This window comes from Paenarthrobacter sp. FR1, from assembly GCF_051106045.1.
GTDB classification, from domain to species: Bacteria; Actinomycetota; Actinomycetes; order Actinomycetales; family Micrococcaceae; genus Arthrobacter; species Arthrobacter nitroguajacolicus_A.
The window spans coordinates 185,559-205,273 of the sequence record NZ_JBPFSF010000009.1 but is presented as its reverse complement, the minus strand read 5'-3'; the positions used below and the strand labels follow the sequence as shown (position 1 = coordinate 205,273).

17 protein-coding genes are annotated in these 19,715 nt (G+C 63.9%); 7 read left to right on the top strand and 10 right to left on the bottom strand.

Annotated features, from left to right (window positions below; genetic code table 11):
* Positions 1-30: 30 nt before the first annotated feature.
* Genes ACR30Z_RS17545 through ACR30Z_RS17535 form a run of 3 tightly spaced genes read right to left on the bottom strand, consistent with a single transcriptional unit; the run spans position 31 to position 4,315 of the window.
* Entirely contained in the window at positions 31-1,641 is a 1,611-nt protein-coding gene (locus ACR30Z_RS17545; protein WP_434373851.1) for an amidohydrolase, read from the bottom strand.
* Positions 1,638-2,873, bottom strand: a complete 1,236-nt coding sequence (locus tag ACR30Z_RS17540; RefSeq protein ID WP_434373849.1) for a serine hydrolase domain-containing protein — start codon at positions 2,871-2,873, stop codon at positions 1,638-1,640. The genes ACR30Z_RS17545 and ACR30Z_RS17540 overlap by 4 nt, the downstream gene beginning before the upstream one ends.
* Positions 2,870-4,315, bottom strand: a complete 1,446-nt coding sequence (locus tag ACR30Z_RS17535) for a purine-cytosine permease family protein (RefSeq protein ID WP_434373847.1) — start codon at positions 4,313-4,315, stop codon at positions 2,870-2,872. Before ACR30Z_RS17535 ends, ACR30Z_RS17540 begins: the two co-directional genes overlap by 4 nt.
* Positions 4,316-4,441: 126 nt before the next feature.
* Here ACR30Z_RS17535 and ACR30Z_RS17530 point away from each other — a divergent pair, with 126 nt between their 5' ends.
* A complete protein-coding gene (locus ACR30Z_RS17530) occupies positions 4,442-5,083 on the top strand; it encodes a TetR/AcrR family transcriptional regulator (protein ID WP_434373845.1) in 642 nt (213 codons plus the stop codon).
* 230 nt (positions 5,084-5,313) lie between these two features.
* Positions 5,314-6,657, top strand: coding sequence for a serine/threonine-protein kinase (locus tag ACR30Z_RS17525; protein WP_434373843.1), 1,344 nt, complete (start codon positions 5,314-5,316; stop codon positions 6,655-6,657).
* Between the two features lie 64 nt (positions 6,658-6,721).
* On the opposite strand, the gene ACR30Z_RS17520 is transcribed toward ACR30Z_RS17525, so the two are convergent.
* Both ACR30Z_RS17520 and ACR30Z_RS17515 read right to left on the bottom strand, forming a co-directional pair.
* Positions 6,722-8,212: a polysaccharide deacetylase family protein gene (locus tag ACR30Z_RS17520; RefSeq protein WP_434373841.1), complete on the bottom strand. Its 1,491-nt coding sequence runs from the start codon at positions 8,210-8,212 to the stop codon at positions 6,722-6,724.
* 86 nt (positions 8,213-8,298) lie between these two features.
* Positions 8,299-9,528: a GAF domain-containing sensor histidine kinase gene (locus ACR30Z_RS17515; protein WP_434373839.1), complete on the bottom strand. Its 1,230-nt coding sequence runs from the start codon at positions 9,526-9,528 to the stop codon at positions 8,299-8,301.
* A 78-nt stretch (positions 9,529-9,606) separates the two neighbouring features.
* Between ACR30Z_RS17515 and ACR30Z_RS17510 the strand changes: the two genes are divergently transcribed.
* The 5 genes from ACR30Z_RS17510 (at position 9,607) to ACR30Z_RS17490 (ending at position 14,102) form a co-directional block, all read left to right on the top strand.
* Positions 9,607-11,022, top strand: coding sequence for an MFS transporter (locus ACR30Z_RS17510; RefSeq protein WP_434373837.1), 1,416 nt, complete (start codon positions 9,607-9,609; stop codon positions 11,020-11,022).
* A gap of 117 nt (positions 11,023-11,139) precedes the next feature.
* Positions 11,140-11,565 (top strand): DUF7793 family protein, encoded by a 426-nt coding sequence (locus ACR30Z_RS17505; RefSeq protein ID WP_144652347.1) that lies wholly within the window; start codon positions 11,140-11,142, stop codon positions 11,563-11,565.
* Positions 11,562-12,659 carry a DUF998 domain-containing protein gene (locus tag ACR30Z_RS17500; RefSeq protein ID WP_434373835.1) on the top strand — a complete coding sequence of 366 codons (1,098 nt, stop codon included), beginning with the start codon at positions 11,562-11,564 and terminating at the stop codon, positions 12,657-12,659. Before ACR30Z_RS17505 ends, ACR30Z_RS17500 begins: the two co-directional genes overlap by 4 nt.
* Complete coding sequence (locus ACR30Z_RS17495) at positions 12,652-13,557, top strand: cation transporter (protein ID WP_434373833.1); 906 nt, start codon at positions 12,652-12,654, stop codon at positions 13,555-13,557. Before ACR30Z_RS17500 ends, ACR30Z_RS17495 begins: the two co-directional genes overlap by 8 nt.
* A gap of 65 nt (positions 13,558-13,622) precedes the next feature.
* Positions 13,623-14,102, top strand: coding sequence for a hypothetical protein (locus ACR30Z_RS17490; RefSeq protein ID WP_244296821.1), 480 nt, complete (start codon positions 13,623-13,625; stop codon positions 14,100-14,102).
* Between the two features lie 81 nt (positions 14,103-14,183).
* Here the strand turns inward: ACR30Z_RS17490 and ACR30Z_RS17485 are convergent, their stop codons facing one another.
* From ACR30Z_RS17485 to ACR30Z_RS17465, 5 genes are all read right to left on the bottom strand, one after another.
* Positions 14,184-15,188: a hydroxyacid dehydrogenase gene (locus ACR30Z_RS17485; RefSeq protein ID WP_144652343.1), complete on the bottom strand. Its 1,005-nt coding sequence runs from the start codon at positions 15,186-15,188 to the stop codon at positions 14,184-14,186.
* A complete protein-coding gene (locus ACR30Z_RS17480) occupies positions 15,185-16,096 on the bottom strand; it encodes a carbohydrate ABC transporter permease (protein ID WP_144652342.1) in 912 nt (303 codons plus the stop codon). The genes ACR30Z_RS17485 and ACR30Z_RS17480 overlap by 4 nt, the downstream gene beginning before the upstream one ends.
* Complete coding sequence (locus ACR30Z_RS17475) at positions 16,093-17,034, bottom strand: carbohydrate ABC transporter permease (RefSeq protein ID WP_434373830.1); 942 nt, start codon at positions 17,032-17,034, stop codon at positions 16,093-16,095. Before ACR30Z_RS17475 ends, ACR30Z_RS17480 begins: the two co-directional genes overlap by 4 nt.
* A 54-nt stretch (positions 17,035-17,088) precedes the next feature.
* A complete protein-coding gene (locus ACR30Z_RS17470) occupies positions 17,089-18,402 on the bottom strand; it encodes an ABC transporter substrate-binding protein (RefSeq protein WP_144652340.1) in 1,314 nt (437 codons plus the stop codon).
* A gap of 141 nt (positions 18,403-18,543) precedes the next feature.
* Entirely contained in the window at positions 18,544-19,647 is a 1,104-nt protein-coding gene (locus ACR30Z_RS17465; RefSeq protein WP_434373827.1) for a substrate-binding domain-containing protein, read from the bottom strand.
* Positions 19,648-19,715 lie beyond the last annotated feature (68 nt).

Here is a 19,715-nt window from a genome sequence, read left to right as displayed (position 1 = left end):
GTGAGGAAAGGCCCGACGCCGGGACGTCGGTTAGTCCTTTTCGTAGACGGTTCGCCCGCCTACCACCGTTCGCACAACCTTCACAGCCAGGAGTGTGGCCGCGTTGCCGGCGAAGACATCGGTGTCCAGGACAACGAAGTCCGCATACAGGCCGGCTGCAAGCCGTCCGATCTCATGCTCGGCGCCGCAGGTCCACGCAGGATCCCGCGTTGCATGCTCGATCGAATCGGCCAGTGGCAGCGCGAAGTCAGGCACGTTGGTTCCGGCGGACGCGTCCAAGGCAGAGGCACGCGTGGTGGCCACATACATATTGGGCAACGGTGCGTGCGGGGACGTGGGGGAGTCGGTGCCGAAGGCAAGGCAGGCGCCGGCCTCCTTGATCCACGGCCATGGGAAACCGCGCTCCACCCGCTCGTCACCCAGTTTGGCGGCCCAGTTCTCGCTGATGGCGGGATCGGCGTGGACAGGTTGCATGCTGGCGGTGATCCCCAGCGCGGCGAGGCGATCGACGTCGGCCCTGTCCACCAACTCAAGGTGCTCGATCCTGTGACGGCGTTCGCGGGGGCCGTTCGCCGCCACGGCGTGTTCCACGGCGCCGATCGCTATCCGCACCGATTCATCCCCAATGGCGTGCATCGCAACCTTGAGGCCAGCGGCATCCGCCGCCGCCACCACCGGCGCAAGCTCGTCAAGGCTCCAGATCGGCTCGGCGTTTGACCCGTCGGCGTACGGCATTCCCAGGGTGGCGGTGCAGCCGTCGATGGTGCCGTCGATGATCACCTTGATACCCGCCACCCGAAGGAACGGTGTTTCATGCTCGACGGCGAGCGCAGCCGCCCGCTGGACCTGGGCGATGTTGTCCTCCACAGAGCCGGTGTTGTTAACCCGCCAGTAAGCGATGAGTCGGCTGGTCAGCGTGCCGTCCTTATCTGCCCGTTTGAAGGCGTCGAGGTCCGTCTCGTTGAAGCCCATGTCGCACGCGGCGGTGACCCCGGTTTCGCGGTAGGCCTGCTGGACTGCGGCGATGCTGGCCGAGTGCTCATTCTCGCTGACCTGGGAGTCCAGGAAGGGGAGCACCAGATCGTAGAAAGCGTTCTCGTCGATGTAGCCCGTGGCATGCCCGTCGGCGTTGCGTTTGATGGTGCCGCCGTGGGGGTTCTCTGTGTCGTCGGTGATCCCGAGTTCAGTGAGCGCCGCGGAGTTCACCCACACCGAGTGGAAGTCGTAGGCGAAGGCATAAACGGGTTTGTCCGGGACCACGGCATCCAGCATGCCGGCGTTCGGGACGCCGCCAGGTATTGCTCCGTGAAGCCACCCGGTGGCCAGGATCCGGTGGGCATCCGGTCGTTCGGTATCCCGAGCCTTGATGCGTTGCTGGATGTCTTGCACGGACTTGGCGCCCCACAGGCTGACCTGTCCCAAGGCTTCGCCGGTGCCCACCACGTGGGCGTGGCCGTCGACGAACCCGGGGACTACCAAACGGCCCTCGAGGTCCGTGACCGCGGCGTCCGGTCGCAACCGCGCCGCTGTGCCTGCGTCCCCTACGTAGAGAAGGCGGTCATCCTGGACAATCATGGCCTCCGCCCAGCGGCGGGTATCAGAGGTGAAGATGCGGGCATTGGTGTAGAGCTGGGTGGTCACGCTGCGTTTTCCTTGCTTTCTGTTCCTACGGTGTTTGCGTCGTATCGGGCGCCGTGGTCAGCGGTGATGTGATCCACTGCATGGCTGACATCGAGGAGTAACTGGTTGTCGAGTTCATGGAAGTGGTCGCTGTCCGGTTCCGGCCACGTGGACAGCTTCACGATCACGGTATCGGTGGTGGGATCCAGCCAAAGGTACTGGCCGTGGATGCCAATGCCGGTGACGTTGCCGCGCTCGTTTCCCGTGCACCACCACTGCCTTGTGTAAGAGCCGCCGGGGTGGAGCGCTGTGTAGGAGGAATCGGCCATGGCGTGGGGGTCCCCGCCGTCGAGGATGCTGCGGACCCACCCCGCGGACACCACCCTCCCGCCTGGACCTTTGCCGCCGTCGAGCATCAGCCGGCCCACGCGGGCGAGGTCGCGGGCGGTGCAGGAGACCCCGCCGTTCGCGAAGCCGAAGCCTGCGGGATCGACGGTGATGGTGGCGTCCCGGCCAGCATCGAGCTTGGACCACAGATACTTGGAGAGCGCGTCCGAGTAGCGCAGCCCCGTAACCCGCTCAATGATCCATGCCAGGACGTCGGTGTTGGCCGAGCAGTACTGGAACGAACCCACTGTGCCGTTACCCGTGAGCGTAGTGAGGAAGGCGTACGTGTCCGCAGGGTCGGCGCTTTGCCGGGTGCGCCAGCCGGAGGACCGGTCGTGGGTCTGGACTTCGGAGGACGGATCCATATAGTCCTCGCTGTAGTCGAGGTGGATCGCCATATCCAGGACGTGCTGCACGGTGGGTCCATCGTAGGCCGACCCTGCGAGTTCGGGGACGTAGTCGACCACGCGGGCGGATGTCACGATGTCTCCTGAGCCCACCAAAGCCCCCAGCACCAGTCCGCACATGGATTTGGAAACGCTCATGACCAGGTGAAGGTCATCCGGGGCGAAGCCGGGGCGGTAGTACTCCGCGATCACCTCGTTGCGGTGCAGGACCAGGAAAGCATCGGTGTAGCTCGCTTCCAGCCGTTGTGCCAGGGCGGGCAATTCAAGGGCGTCCAACCGCTCGGCAGCTCTAACAGGGGTGGCCGGGAAGCGGCGGGTAATGGCCGCCGTCGGAACTATTTCCCCCAGGTGCGCGAACGTCCATCGGTTGTGCGGTCCCACCTGCCAGGTATCGAGGGTTGGTTGCTCGGCGGCGCCGGGGTAGCGGGCGGGGTGGGCGCCTGTGGTGGGGGACGTCATGCGCGGGCTCCTTCGATGGAGGGGATGGCGGTAGGGCGGCGCTTCGCGGCCAGGCGTGTCAGGGCGATGTACACCCCGGCGGTAGTCACCACGGATACCGGCACCGAGAGGTCCAGGTTGCCCATGGCCGCTGCGATGGGGCCTGTCCACACGGCGTTGGTGAGGAACAGGGACGCCACAGCCGCGCCCACAACGATGGCGAGCAAACCGGGAACGTGCCAGCCGCCGGAGTACCAGAAGGGGCTGCCGGGCTTTTCGTCGAAGAGGTCCCTTCCGCTGTAGCGATTGCGCCGAAGAATGACGTCCGTGGCGAAGACCGCCATGGTGGGTCCCGAAATGAGGACCAACAGCTGGAGCATGAGGTTCACAGCTTCAAGCAAGCTGGTGGACATCACCAAATAGATGGTCAACGCCGTGCCGATGGCCCCAACTACCACCGCCGAGGGGATGCGCCGGATGGGTACGCCGATGGACTGGAACGCCATGCTGGCGGTGTAGGTGGTCATGCCGTTGAGCGAGATGGTGTTGATGATGACGCCCACCACGAAAAGGGGTCCGAGCCATGCGGGGAGCAGGGCCAGGAGCGCCGATTCGATGCCGAGGTCCATGGCGGCTGCGTCAATGCCGGTTGCGAGCAAGGCACCTACCCCTGTGAAGAACATGGCAGGAAGGGCGCCCCCGAGCGCTGTAGCCGCGATGATGTGCGAAGGCTTGGTGGACTCGGGGAGGTAGCGGGCCAGGTCCGGGCTGTTCGAGTAGGACAGGGGGCTGGAGGCCAGGATGGTAAAACCGATGGTCATCGCGGACCACAGTGGTGCACCTTCCACGGGCGCCGGAGCGGCGTAGCCCCACTGAACGTGGGGCAGGATGAACGCCGTCACCAACAGGAAGATGCCCAACAGTACCGAAGCCACTATGGGGTAGCTGCGCAGGATCAGGCTGTGCCCGAACACCGCAACCAGGACTGTGATGGCGGCAACCACGATGGTGACGAGGACTGGAACCAGAACGGGATCCGTGAGCCCCAGCTGGCCCAGGAGCTCGGCGCCCATGAAGGAGGATGCCAGCCAGTTGAGCGCCAGGAAGACTGCGGAGATGAACCAGCCGAAGAAGGCCACCACCAGCCTGTTCCCGCGGATTCCGTAGATGGCGCGGGTGATGACGGAGCCTGACGTGCCTGCGGCAGGACCACTGGTTGCGACGATGCCGGTGAGGATCCAAGGGAGGCTGCCGGCGATGATCACGAGGAAGGCCTGCCAGAGTTCCATGCCGAGCAGGATCAGGGAGGCGCCCACCGTGAAGTTCAGGACGCTGACGTTGGGGGCGGCCCAGACCGGGAAGAGGTCCCTGGCCCGGCCGTGCCGTTCGGAGGTTTCGATGAGTTCGATGCCGCGGGTTTCGGGATGGGCAAGGGGTTCGGGGTAACTGACCGCGTCAGTCATAGGGGGGTGGGACAACGTTGTTCCTCTCGGGCAAGGATCGGCTCGCACCGTTGGGAACCGATCCAATGACGCTATTGGTCGCCTGACCAATGTGCTATTGGTCACCAATCCAATAGACTGTGGGGCATGGTGTCAAGCCCCACATCGCAACGCGTACGAAAATTACCTGACGAGCGCCGTGCCGAGATCCTGGCCGAAGCCGCTTCGATTGCGCTGAATGAGGGCTTGGAGCGGATTACCCTTCGCGCCGTGGCCGACCGCCTGGGCGTGCGGCCCGGGCTGATCAGTCACTACTATCCCGCCGCCGAAGACCTGGTGATCGCCGCCTTCGTCCGCGCTGTTTCGGAAGAGCGGGAGGAGTTGTTCCCCGACGTCGGCACTCCCCTCGAGCGCATGGCGCACCTTGTCTTGCGCATCGAAGGCCAAGGCGCCTTCGAACTCACCCGGCTGTGGCTCAACGCCCGGCATCTGTGCCGGTTCACACCTGCCCTCGTGGAAGCTCTCTTGGCGCAGGAGCACTTGGATCGGACCAGGCTGACCGCCCTGATCGAGGATGGCGTGAGGTCCGGGGACTTCGTGGTGGAGGACCCCTTCGCCGCCTGCATTCGGATCTGGGTAGCCATTGACGGCGTGGGTTCGTACGTCAACAACGCCGAGGCCTTCGATTATGAGGCGTTCACTCGGTTCGTCACGGACGTGGCCGAATGGTCCCTGGGGGTACCTGCGGGACAACTTCGCGCGGCCGTGGACCGGCTGCATAGCGCCTGATTCAGTTGTCCCTGAATCGCCACGTTGCCCTTGCGGGTGGTTAATAAGTATCCTGATGACTTATCTGGTGTAACCGGATGATGCTGTTTGGGCTTTGAGCCTGGGCCGCCAGGGGCTGAAGCAGTCGGCCGCGCGGCCATCGTGGAAGTTTGATTGACGGCATTGCTTGGTGACGTCGGACGGTGGATTGGTCCGGGGTATCCAGGTGGGCCTGAAGGGCGTGACCATTCGTGGGCAACAATGAAGAGGCCGTGGACTCCCGCGTCCCCGATTCCATCGACGACACCTTGGACGGCCGATACCAGATGGGCCCTGTCCTGGGCCGCGGCGCCATGTCCACGGTCTACCGGGCAACGGACCTGCTGCTCGGCCGTGAGGTGGCCATCAAGATCTTCCTCCCGGGTTCGGGCGACGACTCCTTCCGTGGACGCCAGGAAACCGAAATGCGGCTTCTGGCAGGGTTTGACCACCCTGGACTCGTTGCTGCCTTTGACGCGGGCGTCGATACCCGAAACGACGAAGAACGTGCCTTCCTGGTCATGGAACTCGCCGAGGGCCATGACTTGCGCGCCGTGCTGTCCGAGGGTCCCCTCACCCTGCCGGAAACAGTGCGCATCGGCAGCCGGATAGCCGGGGCGCTGTCCCAAGTACATGAGCACGGTGTCATCCATCGCGACATCAAGCCCGCCAACATCCTGGTATCCGACGACGGCGAACTCGCCGAATCCGTGAAGTTGGCGGACTTCGGGGTCGCCTTGGTCATGGATGACAACCGCCTCACCGCCACGGGGTTCACTGTGGGAACGGCCCAATACCTCAGCCCGGAGCAGGCCCAGGGCCTGCACCTGACTCCGGCCAGCGACATCTATTCGCTGGGCCTGGTGCTGCTGGAGTGCCTGACCGGGAGGGCGGAATACCCGGGGACTCCCATCGAGACCGCCGCTGCTCGCCTGCACCGCGCTCCGGAGATTCCCCTGGAGCTCCCTGCGCCGCTGCGTACCCTTTTGGAGACCATGACGGACATGGACCCCGAAAAGCGTCCGAGTGCCCAAGACGTTGAGCTGGCGCTCGCCGAAGAAAAAATCCAATCGGGCCGGCGGACCGCGGTGTTGCCGCCGGTGCCGTCGCGGCCACCTTTCCGCACGCCAACCCGAAAGCAAGCCGCGATCAGCGGACTCCGGACCGTCGGCAAGAGGCGTCCCAAGACTGTCCGGGCAGTCGCCGCTGCGGCCGTGACTGTGCCGCTGGCTCTGATCTTCCTCACCCAGGGAATTGCGCCATCGGGCAACACCGCGGATCCCACCCAACCTGCAGATTCCGGGATATCCCAGGCGGAGCCCCAGCCAAGTTCGCCGGCTCTGCCAGTGGCCCCCGTGGCACCGGCGCCGGCACCTGCCGAAGCTGTGCCCGCCGAGGTGGTCAATCTTCCCGAGACACCGCAAACGGATCCCGTTCCCGTGGTCGAGGCGCCCGCCCCCGTGGTGGTGCCAGGCAAGGACCTTGCCGAGAAAAAGAGCGACGGCAAGAGCGAGAAGAAGCCTGAAAAGGCCAAGGGCAAGGGCGAGGACAAGTAGCCCCGGCTCGGGGAAAAGACGAACGACGGCGACCTGCCGCCGTCGTAACTTAACCTCCGGCCGTTCAGCGGCCGGGAACGCAACCCCCCGCGGCGCCTCGGCACTTGTAGGTGGCTCCCGGCATCAGGTCGATCCCCGCGAAAAGCTGCGGGAGGGTCACCAAGCAATAGCCCCTGCCTTTGAGCTGGGTGATGAGTTCGGCCTGGCCGTCGACGGTGGACGCGTGGACGTCGTGTTGCAGGATGATCGATCCAGGCTTGACCAAGCCCATGATCCGGGGGATGAACACAGCCTTGTTCCTGGACTGCCAATCAAGGGAGTCCACATCCCAGGTGACCTGCGGCAGGCCCACGGAGGCGGCAACTGTTGTGTTGGTTGCACCGTACGGCGGTCTCAGGAATACCGGCACCACACCCGTTGCTTTTTCGATGGCAGCCTGGGCTCCCTGGACCTCCCTTTCGATGCCTGACGCCGGAAGCTTGGTGAGGTACGGGTGGCTCATGGTGTGGTTGGCGATGCTGTGGCCCGCTGCCGCCACGGAGTGTGCCACCGCCGGATTGGCCCTGACGTAGCCGCCCTGCTGGAAGAACGTGGCATACACCTTGTGCTTGTCCAGGATGGTGAGGAGCCGGGTGGTTTGGGCATTCGGCCCGTCGTCGTAGGTCAGGGCAACACACGGGACGAGGTCGCAGTTGATGTGCGCCGCGCCGTCAGGGGTGCGCTGTGGGGCGTTGAACGGTGTTCCCGCGGTGACTGCGTTGCGAAGCACTTGGCCTGCGGGTGAGATGACGTTGTCCGTGGTTTGGGCACTGAGCTCCACAGTGAGCGGACTGGCCAAGGCGACGCCTGTGCCGGGGTCTTGGTGGATGGTCACGCTGAGATTCCCGGTTGTGGTCAAGGCGACGGCGGTGAGCAGCTCGGCATCGGGCAGCGGACCTGTGGGCAGTGAACCGGTGGGCAGTGAACCGGGGGTCGGGGCACGGGTCTCGGAACGGAAGATGTCCCCAAGGATTGTCCGCAGGGTTCCTGTCATGGCCGGGCTGATCAAGGCTGCGCTGTCAGTGACCGCCCCAGTGCTGAGGTCCTGGTAGCTGATCTGGTCCCTCCACGCGGTCCGGACACCGTTGGCCATTGTTGTCTGCACCCATCGGGAGCCCACCACGTTTCCCGTGGCCAGGATGATTTCATGCGTGACCGACACTCCGTCGGACAACAGCGCACCAGGGGTGGCTGACAGGGCCGCTGGTTGATGGCGGCCGCCGGCCCGGGCATCGAAAATGCCGAGCAGCCGTGCATCCAGGTCCCTGTTAAAGGACTCTGCGCCGCTGAGATACTGCCACGTCGCCACCGTGGGCGATTGTCCTGCCGTGCGCGTCGTCATGGCCTCAGTGGACGGAGTCCCCAGCGCGATCTTCGACGGTGCGGCGCCGATGACCGCGACAGCTGGTGGTGCCGGTGCCGGCGGCGTTGCGATCGGGACACAGCCCGCCAGGAACAGCACGATGACCACGAGTGGGATCGCGATGAGTGAGCGGACGGGGGCGGGCCGCTTCACGGTTTCCTCTACAAGAAATGTGAGGTCGTCATGCCTCGAATGATGACAGGCGCAATGGCAAGGAACCGGGAGACACTCCGGACGGTCTAGAGCCCCGCGGGAAAGCTGACGGCCACTGTTGTTCCGCCGCCGGGGGTCTCAGCCAGTGTGAGGTCGCCGCCGTGTGCTTTGGCGATGCTCCTGCACGTTGCCAGTCCGAGGCCCGTGCCCGGGCCGTCACCTTGCCGCCGCAGGCGTACCAAGGGCTCGAGGCATTTGGCCCGGTCTTCCGGGTTGATGCCCTTGCCGTTGTCCGCGATGAAAATCGTGGCGCCGTGGTAGTTGGAAACCCCACTGATGCGGACGCGGAGGTCGCGTTCGGGACTGCGGTAGTTCATGGCGTTGGAGAGCAGGTTCTGCAGGAGCGTACGGACTTGTCCACGGTCCGCGCGGACCGTGAGATCTTCGACGTCGACTATCCCGTCATTCTCAATTCCCAGGTCACCTGCAACTTCCTCGGTGAGCTCCCGCAGAGACACATGCTCCGGCTGTATGCCGCCGCCCACCCGGGAGTAGCTGAGGACGTCCTCCAGCATTCCGAGCATCCGCCGGCCGCTGGCACCAATGCGGTCCAGGTAGTTGGCGGCCGTGCTGCCAGGCTCGACGTCGGGATCGTCTTCCACCAACTCGACGTAGCCGAGGATGGTGGTCAAGGGAATGCGGAGATCGTGGCTGACGCGGCCAGCGAAACCGGCGAGCTTGGCGTTGCTGTCTTTGAGCTCGGCATAGGTGCGGTCCAGCTGGACCGTGCGATGCTGCAGTTCCAAGAGCTCCACCACTTGCTTGGCAAGGACTTCAAGCATGCTGATTTGTTCGGGGCGCAATTCTTTCGTCTTATCCGAGAAGACGCAGAGGGTTCCTGGCACAAAGCCCGATTCCGTTTGCAACGGGACAGACGCATAAAAGCGGACTTTGCCGATTTCCCCCGTGACAAAAGGGTTGTCCGCGAAACGCGGATCCTGGGACGCGTCGCTGACGACTGTCCGCTCGCGGGAGAGGAACACCTTGGCGCACATGGAGTCTTCTCGCGAGCAGACTCCGGGTTCCACACCCCACGCGCCAATTTGGTGCTGGTATTCCGCGCTGATGATGTTGACCACGCCGTAAGGAGCGCCGCACAACTCGGTGGCCAAGCGAACAAGGTTTTGCAGGGCGCTCATGACAGCCGTATTGGGAAGGAGCGTGGAATCGACTGCAGGATCCAAACCATATTCCTGTAATTCCAGATCCCGGCTTACGTCGTCGGTAAAAGCGAGCTGACCTTGTGCGCGCGTCATTAAACAATTCCCCCAAGCGTCTTTAGGATTCCCTGCCGATACTACCGGGCTGTGGGATGCAGTGGTTTACTGGGACGCATGACTGAGCAGGAACCGGCTTCTGCCGTGGATTCCGACGCCATCGACCTGTCCGTACGCACTCCGGCGCAGCGATCCCGAACCTTCACTGGGATCCTGGTCAACACGGCCTTGGCCAATATCACCACCAGCTACCTCTGGTACGCCTTGACCTTTTGGGTGTACTTGGAAACGCGCAACGTGATTGCCACAGGGGTTATCGGCGGCGCGTACATGCTGCTGATTGCCCTCTCCAGCATTAGTTTCGGCACGCTCGTGGACCGCCACCGCAAGCTGGCGGTGATGCGCTTCGCCGCAGTGTTCACCTTGGTGATGTTCGTCCTCGCCGGAGTCATGTTCCTCCTGACCCCGGTAGAGGCTTTGCTCGACCTGACGCAGCCCTGGTTCTGGATCTTCACCATGATCATCCTGATCGGCGCGGTGGTGGAGAACATGCGCAACATCGCCCTTTCCACCACGGTCACCATTCTGATTGAGCCCGACCGTCGGGCGAATGCCAACGGATTGGTGGGCATGGTGCAGGGACTGATGTTCCTGGTGACTTCCGTCCTGTCCGGGCTGTCCGTGGGAATGCTGGGCATGGGGTGGACCGTGGTGGTGGCTTTGGTCCTCACCGCGTTGGCCTTCGCACACCTGCTCACTCTGCGCTTGCCCGAGGAAGTGCGGGCAGCGGCCTCGGATGCGCAGGGCGGATTCGACCTGCGCGGGTCTTGGGCCGCTGTGATGGCAATATCCGGCCTGTTCGCCTTGATCCTCTTTTCCACGTTCAACAACTTCATCGGCGGCGTCTACATGGCGTTGATGGACCCTTACGGCCTGGAGATGTTCTCCGTGGAGATCTGGGGGACCGTCTTCGCGGTAGGCGCCACAGGTTTCATCGTGGGCGGAGCGCTGATCGGGAAGTTCGGGCTTGGGCCCAACCCCTTGCGGACCATGCTGATCGCCGTCGCTTTGATGGGAGTCCTCGGCGCGGTTTTCACCCTGCGCGAGTGGGCGTGGCTCTACATCGTGGGCATCTGGTTCTACATGGCACTTGTTCCCGTGGTGGAGGCTGCCGAGCAGACCGTTATCCAGAAAGTTGTTCCGCTCCCGCGCCAGGGCAGGGTCTTTGGTTTCGCCATGGCCTTCGAATCGGCGGCAGCGCCCATAACCGCATTCCTGATTGCACCAATCGCCCAGTTCTGGATCATCCCGTATGCCCGGTCGTCCGAAGGTGCCGCCCAGCTTGAACCGTTGCTGGGCGAGGGAATCTCCCGCGGCATCGCGCTGGTGTTCCTGGTGGCCGGACTCATCATGATCGCGGTGGCACTCATCGCTTTCCTCACACCGGTCTACCGCCGAGTGTCGGCATCGTATGCACAGGCCGGGGTGGAGGAACCGGAAAGTGAAAACGCGGGCACGTCGTCCACCAGCTGATCGGACACCAAAGATCACTCATTTCGGAGGAGACGGGAGGTCGCCGGCGGGCGCAGGGTGGAGACAGCCCGTGGTACAACGGACACTTCGGACAGCCCAGGAGAGATGGAGAGTTCTATGGCTCAGACGGACTCCGACGATTACGTCATCCGATTCGAGGCGGACTCCGTCATGTCCTTGGCCTGGAAACCCGGTGTCCGCATTGGTGCCGACAATGCCCGGGCAGCGGTAGACGCAGTGAATGAAATCGCCGCCGGACGCCGATACCCCCTGCTGGTGACCATGGCCGATGCCGGCCACCTCAGCCGTGGAGCCCGGGACGTCTTCGTTGAACCCTGCGCGGCCTCCAAGATCGCGTTGCTGGGAAGAAACCCCGTAGACCGGATGCTCGCCGACTATCAACTGGCTGTCCAGGAACCGCCGTGCCCTACTCGTTTTTTCACCTCTGAAGACGAAGCGATGGTGTGGCTCACGGCCCCGTCTGAGGCGGCCACCGATGGTCCGAAGGGGCGTGCTGGCTCCCTGGGAGGAACCACGCCGTGAGCCAACCGACGGTGGGGCGAACAGCTGGCACGACGGCTGTCCCCAGCAGGCCACGCCAGCGTGAGGTGGCAACCGAGTCCGAGGCGCTTGTGGCCGCTGCCTCGGCTGCGGTGGTTGCAGGCCTGGCAGCATTGCTCATCTTCTTCGGCCGCACCCCGCCGCTGTGGGGAGGCGCCTCCCTGGGGTTGGTGACGGCCGGGGCAGTCCTGGTGCTCGGGCTGGCGGCAGCATTCGTTGGCTACTGGCGTTCGCGTTACCTTCCGGACCAGAGCTGGCGGCTCAGCCTTCCGCCGTGGAAGTTCATCGTGGACGCAACAACAGTAGCCCTGGTTCACGCCCTGATCTCGGCCATCGCAACAGTAGCCACTTTCCTTTTGCTGCAGCGAAGTTTTCAGGGCCTCACCGTGGACATCTACGCGGCCACAGTGGGAATGGCAGTTGCCTGCGGACTGGCGGTGTATTGGATCTATCTCTCAGTGGCTGACATCAATACCCGGAAGTTGTCCGGCCTCCTGGTTCTCTTCATGGTGATGAGCACGGTGGCCAGCATGGCTACCTCGCAGGACCCGAAATGGTGGGAGTACCACTTCAGCCAGCTCGGCACCCTGGGCGGCGCATCCAGCGGCCTGTTCAATCTGTCGCTGATCGTTGCCGGCTTCTTCATCACCACGTTCGCCGTGTACCTCCACCGCGACCTGAGGTCCCTCATCGAGCGAAACGTGTTGGTGCACCGGTGGAGTGCCGGCCTGTGCTCGGGTGCGTTTGTGGCAATGGGGCTGCTCCTCGCGGGGGTGGGCGTGGTGCCGCTCTCCGTCAGTTTCCTGATCCACACCCTGTTCGCCTCCGGAATGGCCGTTGTCTTCATCCTCCTGCTCCTTGCCTCTCCCTTCGTTTTGAGAGGGCTTCCGCGCCGCTTCTTCTTCCTTTGCAGCGCTTTCCTGGCAGCCCTCATCGTGTCGCTTCTGCTGTTCTTCCCGGTGGGCTACTTCAACCTGACTGCCTTTGAACTCATCGCCTTCGTGATCATCTATGGCTGGATCGCCGTCTTTATCCGCCTGCTTGATGCCCTGGCTGCCGGTACCGCTGATGGCTGACGGCCAGCTCAGGTCGGAGGGACGGGCCCTGCGCTTTTCGTTGTGGGCCTCTGCCGTGGTCGCCGCCGGAGCGCTGATCCTGGGGATTGCCAGCGGGACCAGGATCATCGTGTTCGACGGCGCGTACATGGGAATCGGTTTGGTGCTGTCGGCGATCTCGTTGAAGGCGTCCTCCGCCTCCGCGGCAGGGCCGACGCGACGCTTCCCCTTTGGGCGGGACGCGCTGACGCCGTTAGTGGTTCTGATACAGGGGATCGCTGTGGCGGCCACGCTGTTGGTGGCCGTGAGCGATGCCGTGGTGGTCATTCGCGACGGCGGTTCGCCGGTCAGCGCCGCCGTCATCGCCATTTATGGGGCGATCACCGCTGCCATCGGATTCGCGACTGCTTGGTGGATGCGTCGCGCGGCACCGGACTCGGACCTGGTAGGAGCTGAGATTGCGCAGTGGCGGGCGGGAGCCATCCTCAGCCTCATGATGCTCTTGGGCGCCGGCGTGGCTTTGATTCTGCAAGGTATGGGGCTGGCGGAGGTGGCGCTCTATGTGGACCCAGTACTCGTCCTGGTCGCCTGCCTGATCCTCGCGTACATTCCCATCGGACTGATTCGGGCCGGATTGAACGAACTTCTTGAGGGAGCACCGTCCAAGGAGATCGACGCGGCCATCACTGCGGCGGTGCAAGCTGTTAGGAACGAGTTCGGGTTGGAACAGCCGCTGGTTCGATCCGGAAAAGTTGGACGGAAACTCTACGTTGAGGTGGACTTCGTGGTTGCCGGGTCGGCCTGGACTGTTGGTGAGGAAGACGCCGTCCGCCGGGCTGTGGTGGCCGCACTCGCACCTCTGGGCCTCGAGGTCTGGGCGTACGTGGCGCTCACTGCATCACCGGAGCTCTTTGAATGAAGCCGGCGGATCTATCCCTCGGCCACGAGGTATGGAATTATCGGCGAATGGACCAATATCTGTGGGTGTTGAAGCAAGATCAACTTGATTTGATTCGCGAATTGGAGCCAGCCAGGCTTGAGCTGCTCGACGAAGAGGGCCTGCTGAAACTGCATAAACGGGTGCGGCGGGCCCGCAATAAGTACACCACCAATTATCGGCGCAAAGCGGCAGATGAGGTGCTGGAAGCCGGCGCGCGCGGAGCTGCCGCCAACAAATCGGACAAAGCCCGCGCCCGTGCCTTCGTGTTCGAGGAAGCACTCTCCATGGTGAGTACGGAACTGGCCCGCGTGGCCCACCAGGCAGCGGAAGAACTCAAGGATGAGCGCTTGGAACGCGCCGCTGCCGGGAAGTCGTCCGGGCCGCAGACCTCAGGTGCCGGTGCCAAGTCCACCACAGGTCCGGGCCGCGCCCGCTCCCACCAGAAGACCACCGGTGGCGTAAAACGCGACGCTTCCAGCCGCTCGCAGGGCGCCCAGCGCCAAGCCAAGAAGGACGCAGGCTAAGCAGCCCACATCGGGGACGGCACAACGCACGACGGCGGGAGGTCGCCGTCGTGCGTCTTTGTCAGCCGCGTGCCGGCTAGCCTAGGCCGTGAAGGCGAGATCCTCCGCCTTCACCCGGAACCGCAACTCCTCCCGGCGGGACAGGCGCAGGGCTTCGTTTACCGCGCTCGCAGCCATCCGCTCGAGTTCGTTGCCGAGGGACCCGGCTACGTGCGGGGTGAGCAGCACGTTGGGGTGCGTGTAGAACCGGGATTCGGCGGGCAACACCCACGGGGTGGTGACGTCCAGGATCGCGTACAAGTCACCTTGTTCCACCCGGACGAGCAGCGCGTCCTGGTCCACCAGTTCACCGCGCGAGGTGTTGATGAACGTGGCGCCGGGCTGCATCCGTTCGATCAGTCCGGCGTGCAAGAGGTTCTTGGTGGAGGGTAACGACGGCGCGTGGAGGCTTACGATGTCGCTGCTCGCCACGAGCTGGTCCAGGCTGACAAGCCCGACACCAAGGGCCGCAGCCTCAGCCGGGGACAGGTAGGGGTCCGAGACCACGACGTCCAGATCATACGGCGCGAGCAGCCGGATAACGTGCCGGCCGATCTTCGAGGCACCAATGATTCCTACGCGTTTGCGGTAGTTGCCCATGTCCGGGAAGAGCTGCTCAGCAAGGACATCGGTCCGCGTGGTGTGCAGGGCGCGGGCGATCTGAAGGACGCGCTTGTTGGCCAGGACGATCATGGCCACGGTGTACTCGGCCACGGGGATGGCGTTGGCATCCGCAGCCGAGCTGATCTGGATGCCGCGTTCCCAGCATGCGTCGCCGATGTGGTGTTTCACGCTGCCTGCGGCATGCAGGACGTACCGCAGGCGGGGTGCTGCATCCAGGACAGCGTCGTCGATCATCGGACAGCCCCACCCGGTGATGAGGATGTCTGCTTCTGCGAGCATGGAACGGCCCGGCACCGACCCAAAATCCTGGATCGGTTCGCGGCTGAGCAGGTTCAAGGCTGGTTCCAACGGGTCAAGGCTGCGCGGCGGAAACACTGCCCGTGCCGTATGGGCGGGCATGGCCAAGGCGACATTCAAGGTCATTTGACGCTCCCTGCGGTGAGGCCGGACTTCCAGAAGCGCTGCAGCATGATGAAGGCCACCAGCAACGGAACGATCGAGAGGAGGGATCCTGTGATGACCATGGGGGTGAACTCAGGCTGCGGGATGGAGTAGCCCTGCCAGATGGAGATGCCCACGCTGACGGGCAGCAGTTGCTGGTCCTGGAGCATCACCAGCGGGAGCATGAAGTTGTTCCAGACGCCCACGAACTGGAACAGGGCGATGGTGATGTAGCCGGGCATCATCATGGGCAGGCCCAGGGAGAAGAAGGACCGGATGGGTCCGGCTCCGTCCACGCGGGCCGCTTCGAGGGTTTCGGCGGGGACGTAAGCGGCCGAGTAGACCCTGGCCAGGTACACGCCGAACGGGTTGCACAAAACCGGGATGAGGATGGCCCAGATGGTGTTGGTGATGCCGAACACCGAGGCCAGCAGGTACATCGGCAGGACGGTTGCAGTGTTGGGAATCAGGACGCCTACCAGGACGATCCCGAAGAATGAATCCTTGCCGCGGAACTGGAACTTGTCGAAGGCGTAGCCGGCCATGACGGAGATGAGCCCGCCGAAGACCGCTCCGAAGGCCGCGTAGAACATGGAGTTTGCCATCCAACGGAGGAAGACCCCGCCGTCCTGGTTCAGCACTGCCGCGATGTTGTCGAAGAAGGCCGGCTCCCCAAAAGCGTAGGCAGCAGTTCCGTAGAGGTCCGCGGTGTTCTTGGTGGAGGCGAAGAACAACCACACCACCGGGAGAACCATGTACGCGCAGCCCAGAATCAGCAGGGCATTCACGGTAAACGAACTGGCGAAGCCGCCGTTGCGGGCAGCCCGACGCCTCTTCGGTGGCCCGGCGGGGGTCGAGGCCCTGGGGCGGGACAACGTTGAGGTGCTCATGCTTTGTTCATCCTTGAGCTGAAGCGGGTAACGGCCCAGGACAGCACGGCGGCCATGAGCGCGATGATGATGGAGGCAGCTGCGGCCTGGTTGAGGTTGTGCCGGTTGAACGCGGCGTCGTAGGCCCACATGTTCGGCACCCAGGTGCTGGTGACGGAGGCCGTGGCCTTCGAGATGATCGACGGCTCGGTGAACAGCTGGAGGGTGCCGATCACGGTGAACAGCATGATCACGCTCAGGGCCGGGAGGATCAAAGGCAGTTTGATGCTGAGCGCCGCGCGGACTTCGCCTGCGCCGTCCACGCGGGCAGCTTCCAGGATCTCCCGCGGGACAGCCTGAAGGGCGGTGAAGAGCACGATCACGTTGTAGCCGGTCCACTCCCACACTGCGATATTCACAATGGACGGCAAAATCATCTGGTTGTCCAGGAAGTTCAGCGCAATACCGCCGCTTTCCAGGACGGAGACGATCGGGCTGACACCCGGAGTGTAGAGGTAGGCCCAGATCAAGGCAGCGATGACGCCGGGCACAGCGTGGGGGAGGAAGACCAGGAGCTGGAAGAGCTTCCGGGCACGCGCGACGGCCGCGTCCAGGAGGAGCGCGAACGCCAAGGCGCCGCCCACCATGCAGGGGATGTAGAGCGCGCAGTACATGGCCAGGCGGCCAATACCGCCCACGAAGCTCTCCGACTGCAGTACTTGGAAGTAGTTCTCGAGGCCGACGAATGAGGTCTTGGCTTCGCCGAAGCCCAGCCCGGACTTCTGCTGGGCGAAGAAGCTGAGCACAATCGAGTAGATAACGGGTGCCACCATCGCGAGTGCGAAGACTGCGAAGAATGGTGTGAGGAACAGTGCCGCCGTACGGCCGCCCGTTCCGGACATTGCGCGTTGCTTGCGGGTACTCGCGGCGCCTGTTGTGGTGGGTATTTGCGTAGCCATGATTACTCTCCTCGGGCGGGGGCTTCGTAGTCCCGAAGCCCCCGCCGTTCGGGCCTACTCCTTGACGGAGAGGCCGCTCTGCTTGAGCCCGGCTACCGTCGCGGTCTGGGCAGTGTCCACGGCTTCAAGAACCTTGCCGCCGGTGGTCAGCTTGCCGTAGGCGTCCTTCAGCGCTGTGTTGGTGATGTCCCAGTTGGGACCCCACTGCCAGCCCGGGGTAATGGTGGAGTAGGCCTTGTCGAAGACGGCGTAGATGTCGTTGCCGAAGTAGCTGGCGTCGAACGCTTGCTGCGCTACGGGCGTCAGCCCCGGGAAGGCCAGGAAGGCAGAACCGGTGTTGCCGCGGGCCTTGATGGCGTCCTGGCTGGTAGCCAGGTATTCGACGAACTTGGCCGCGGCGGCCGGATTCTTGCTGCTTTTGGTGATGTTGAAGCTGGAGCCGCCGTAGAACGCATCCGCTGGGGTTCCCCAGTTGGGGGCCTCGGCAGCGATCCACTGGCCTTTCTGGCCGCTGGCTTCGGTGCGCTTCTGGATGCCGGTCGCGCTCCAGTTGGCGCCAAGGACACCCACGACGGCGCCACTGGCCAGGTCTGCGGACCATTCGTCACTGAAGGACTGCTGGACCTTGACGATCTTCTGGTCTATCAGCTTCTGCCAGTACGTAGCCACCTTCTGCGTGGCGGCGTCGTTCACGCCCACCTTCCAGCTGTCGCCTTCGGTGCCGAACCACTTTGCTCCGGCCTGCCATGACAGGGCTGCGGTCAGTGCTGCTTCGTTCGGGTTGAAGCTTGCCAGGTAGGCCTCCGGCGCAACGGCCTTGAGCTTCTTTCCGGCTTCTTCGAAGTCCTCCCAGGTCTTGGGTGTCCCGACGCCGGCCTTGTCCAGCATGTCCTTGCGGTACCACATGATCATGGGGGCTGCGTCATAGGGCAGGGCATAGGTCTGGTCGCCGAACTGCACCAAGGCCTTGGTCTCATCCGTGAGCTTGTCCACGGTTTCGGCCTTGTTGATAAGCCCGTCCAGTGGCTGGAGCTGGCCGTTGCTGACGAACTGCGGCAGCTGCGGGTATTCGATGGTGGCAACATCAGGGCCATTGCCCGCCGTGATCGCGGTGGACAGCTTGGCGTAACCGCCGGCACCACCGTTGGGGATGGTTTCGAAGTTAACCTTGATCTTGCTTTGGCTTGCGTTGAACGCGGCGGCCACCTTGTCCATTCCGGCCATGGACGACCAGAACGTGATGGTGCCGCTGGGATCTTCCGTGGCCGTGGGGGCGGACGTGGCGGACGGGGTACTGCCACAACCCGTGACCAGGGCGGCACTGGCCATCAGGCTGACTGCTCCGAGCAGAAGCTGGCGACGCTTCATTCTGTTCTCCTTTGAAGTTCACGATGCGAAGTCGTGGTGTGCTCTGAGGGCACTTTTGGACTACCACCATGAAATCCACAAAAATGAACATCATCAACAAAGTGAACAGAAGTAAACAGCCATCTCGGGGCGTCCTGGGGGTTACACCTGCGTGGAGCCGCGCACTTCCAACGCCGGGGACAGGTTCACCCGCTGCAGCGCGGACGTGCTTCCGCGACGCGCCCCGATGCGGCTCAGGCACATCACCAAAGCCTGGTGGCCGACGTCGTATTTTGGCGGTGCCACAGCGGTGAGCGGGACGGCGCCGAGGGCGGCGATCTCGTCGTCGTAGGAGACGATGGCGAAGTCTTCCGGCACGCGGATCTGCCGTTCCAGGCACGCGCTGACGAACTGGAGCGCGTCCTCGTCGGTGTGGACAACGGCGGCCGTCACCTCCGCTGATGCGCACCAATCGAGGATCCGGTCCACCAGTTCACGGTGGGCCTGGGGATCGTTTTGGGCGCGGGACATGGCACGCACCATCGAGTCATCGCGGGCATGTCCGGCCCGTTGCATGGCCAGGTGGAAGCCCTCGATGAGTTGCGGGGCGGTGGGGCTGTTCTCACGCAGGCAAATAGCGACTTTCCGGTGCCCGAGGCCCAACAGGTGGTTCACGGCGATCTCCGAGCCGCGGACATGGTCGCTCCGCACGGCTTCGAGCCGGCCGTGGTCCAGGGCGTCGTCGATGGACCGTTCCACCACTACCACCGGCACCTCCGCCTCGGCCAGCAGCTCCAGAGTTTCGGTACCTGCCAACGATTGCCCGCTGGGAGTGATGAGGATTCCATCCACGCCGTGTTCGTAGAGCCGCCGCAGCTGCCGCCGCTCTTCCGCGTCCGAATAGTTGGTGACGCCCAGCACCAAGCGGACGCCCGCTTCCTGCGCGGCGGCTTCAGCGCCGCGGATAACGCCCGGGAAATAGTACGACGCCGACGGCACGATCATCCCGATGGTCGCCAGGGGCCTTCTCCCGCCCGGACGCCAGGATGTGGAGGGCTGCGTCGCGGGTCCAGCGGACGGTTTGCCACCCACCGGGATGGCGCCGCCGTGGACCCTTTCCAGCAGGCCCTGCTCCGCGAGCACCGCAAGGTCCCGCCGCACGGTCATCCCGGAGGTACCCAGTTTCGCCGCGAATTCGCTGGCATTGAGGGAACCGTTCAGGGCGAGTTCCCTCAGGATGAGCTGTTGACGATCCTCGGTCAGCATGCAGGTGTCCGCCTATCAAGTTCACTTGTGTTCAGTTTGTTCATTATGAACCAGAACCCGGCGACTTG

Excerpts from the sequence above, each read along its gene's own strand:
- ACR30Z_RS17505 (WP_144652347.1), top strand. The coding sequence starts at position 11,140 with ATGGCTCAGACGGACTCCGACGATTACGTCATCCGATTCGAGGCGGAC.
- ACR30Z_RS17465 (WP_434373827.1), bottom strand. The coding sequence starts at position 19,647 with ATGCTGACCGAGGATCGTCAACAGCTCATCCTGAGGGAACTCGCCCTG.
- ACR30Z_RS17540 (WP_434373849.1), bottom strand. The coding sequence starts at position 2,873 with ATGACGTCCCCCACCACAGGCGCCCACCCCGCCCGCTACCCCGGCGCC.
- ACR30Z_RS17515 (WP_434373839.1), bottom strand. The coding sequence starts at position 9,528 with ATGACGCGCGCACAAGGTCAGCTCGCTTTTACCGACGACGTAAGCCGG.
- ACR30Z_RS17485 (WP_144652343.1), bottom strand. The coding sequence starts at position 15,188 with ATGACCTTGAATGTCGCCTTGGCCATGCCCGCCCATACGGCACGGGCA.
- ACR30Z_RS17480 (WP_144652342.1), bottom strand. The coding sequence starts at position 16,096 with ATGAGCACCTCAACGTTGTCCCGCCCCAGGGCCTCGACCCCCGCCGGG.
- ACR30Z_RS17470 (WP_144652340.1), bottom strand. The coding sequence starts at position 18,402 with ATGAAGCGTCGCCAGCTTCTGCTCGGAGCAGTCAGCCTGATGGCCAGT.
- ACR30Z_RS17530 (WP_434373845.1), top strand. The coding sequence starts at position 4,442 with ATGGTGTCAAGCCCCACATCGCAACGCGTACGAAAATTACCTGACGAG.
- ACR30Z_RS17510 (WP_434373837.1), top strand. The coding sequence starts at position 9,607 with ATGACTGAGCAGGAACCGGCTTCTGCCGTGGATTCCGACGCCATCGAC.
- ACR30Z_RS17535 (WP_434373847.1), bottom strand. The coding sequence starts at position 4,315 with ATGACTGACGCGGTCAGTTACCCCGAACCCCTTGCCCATCCCGAAACC.
- ACR30Z_RS17495 (WP_434373833.1), top strand. The coding sequence starts at position 12,652 with ATGGCTGACGGCCAGCTCAGGTCGGAGGGACGGGCCCTGCGCTTTTCG.
- ACR30Z_RS17475 (WP_434373830.1), bottom strand. The coding sequence starts at position 17,034 with ATGGCTACGCAAATACCCACCACAACAGGCGCCGCGAGTACCCGCAAG.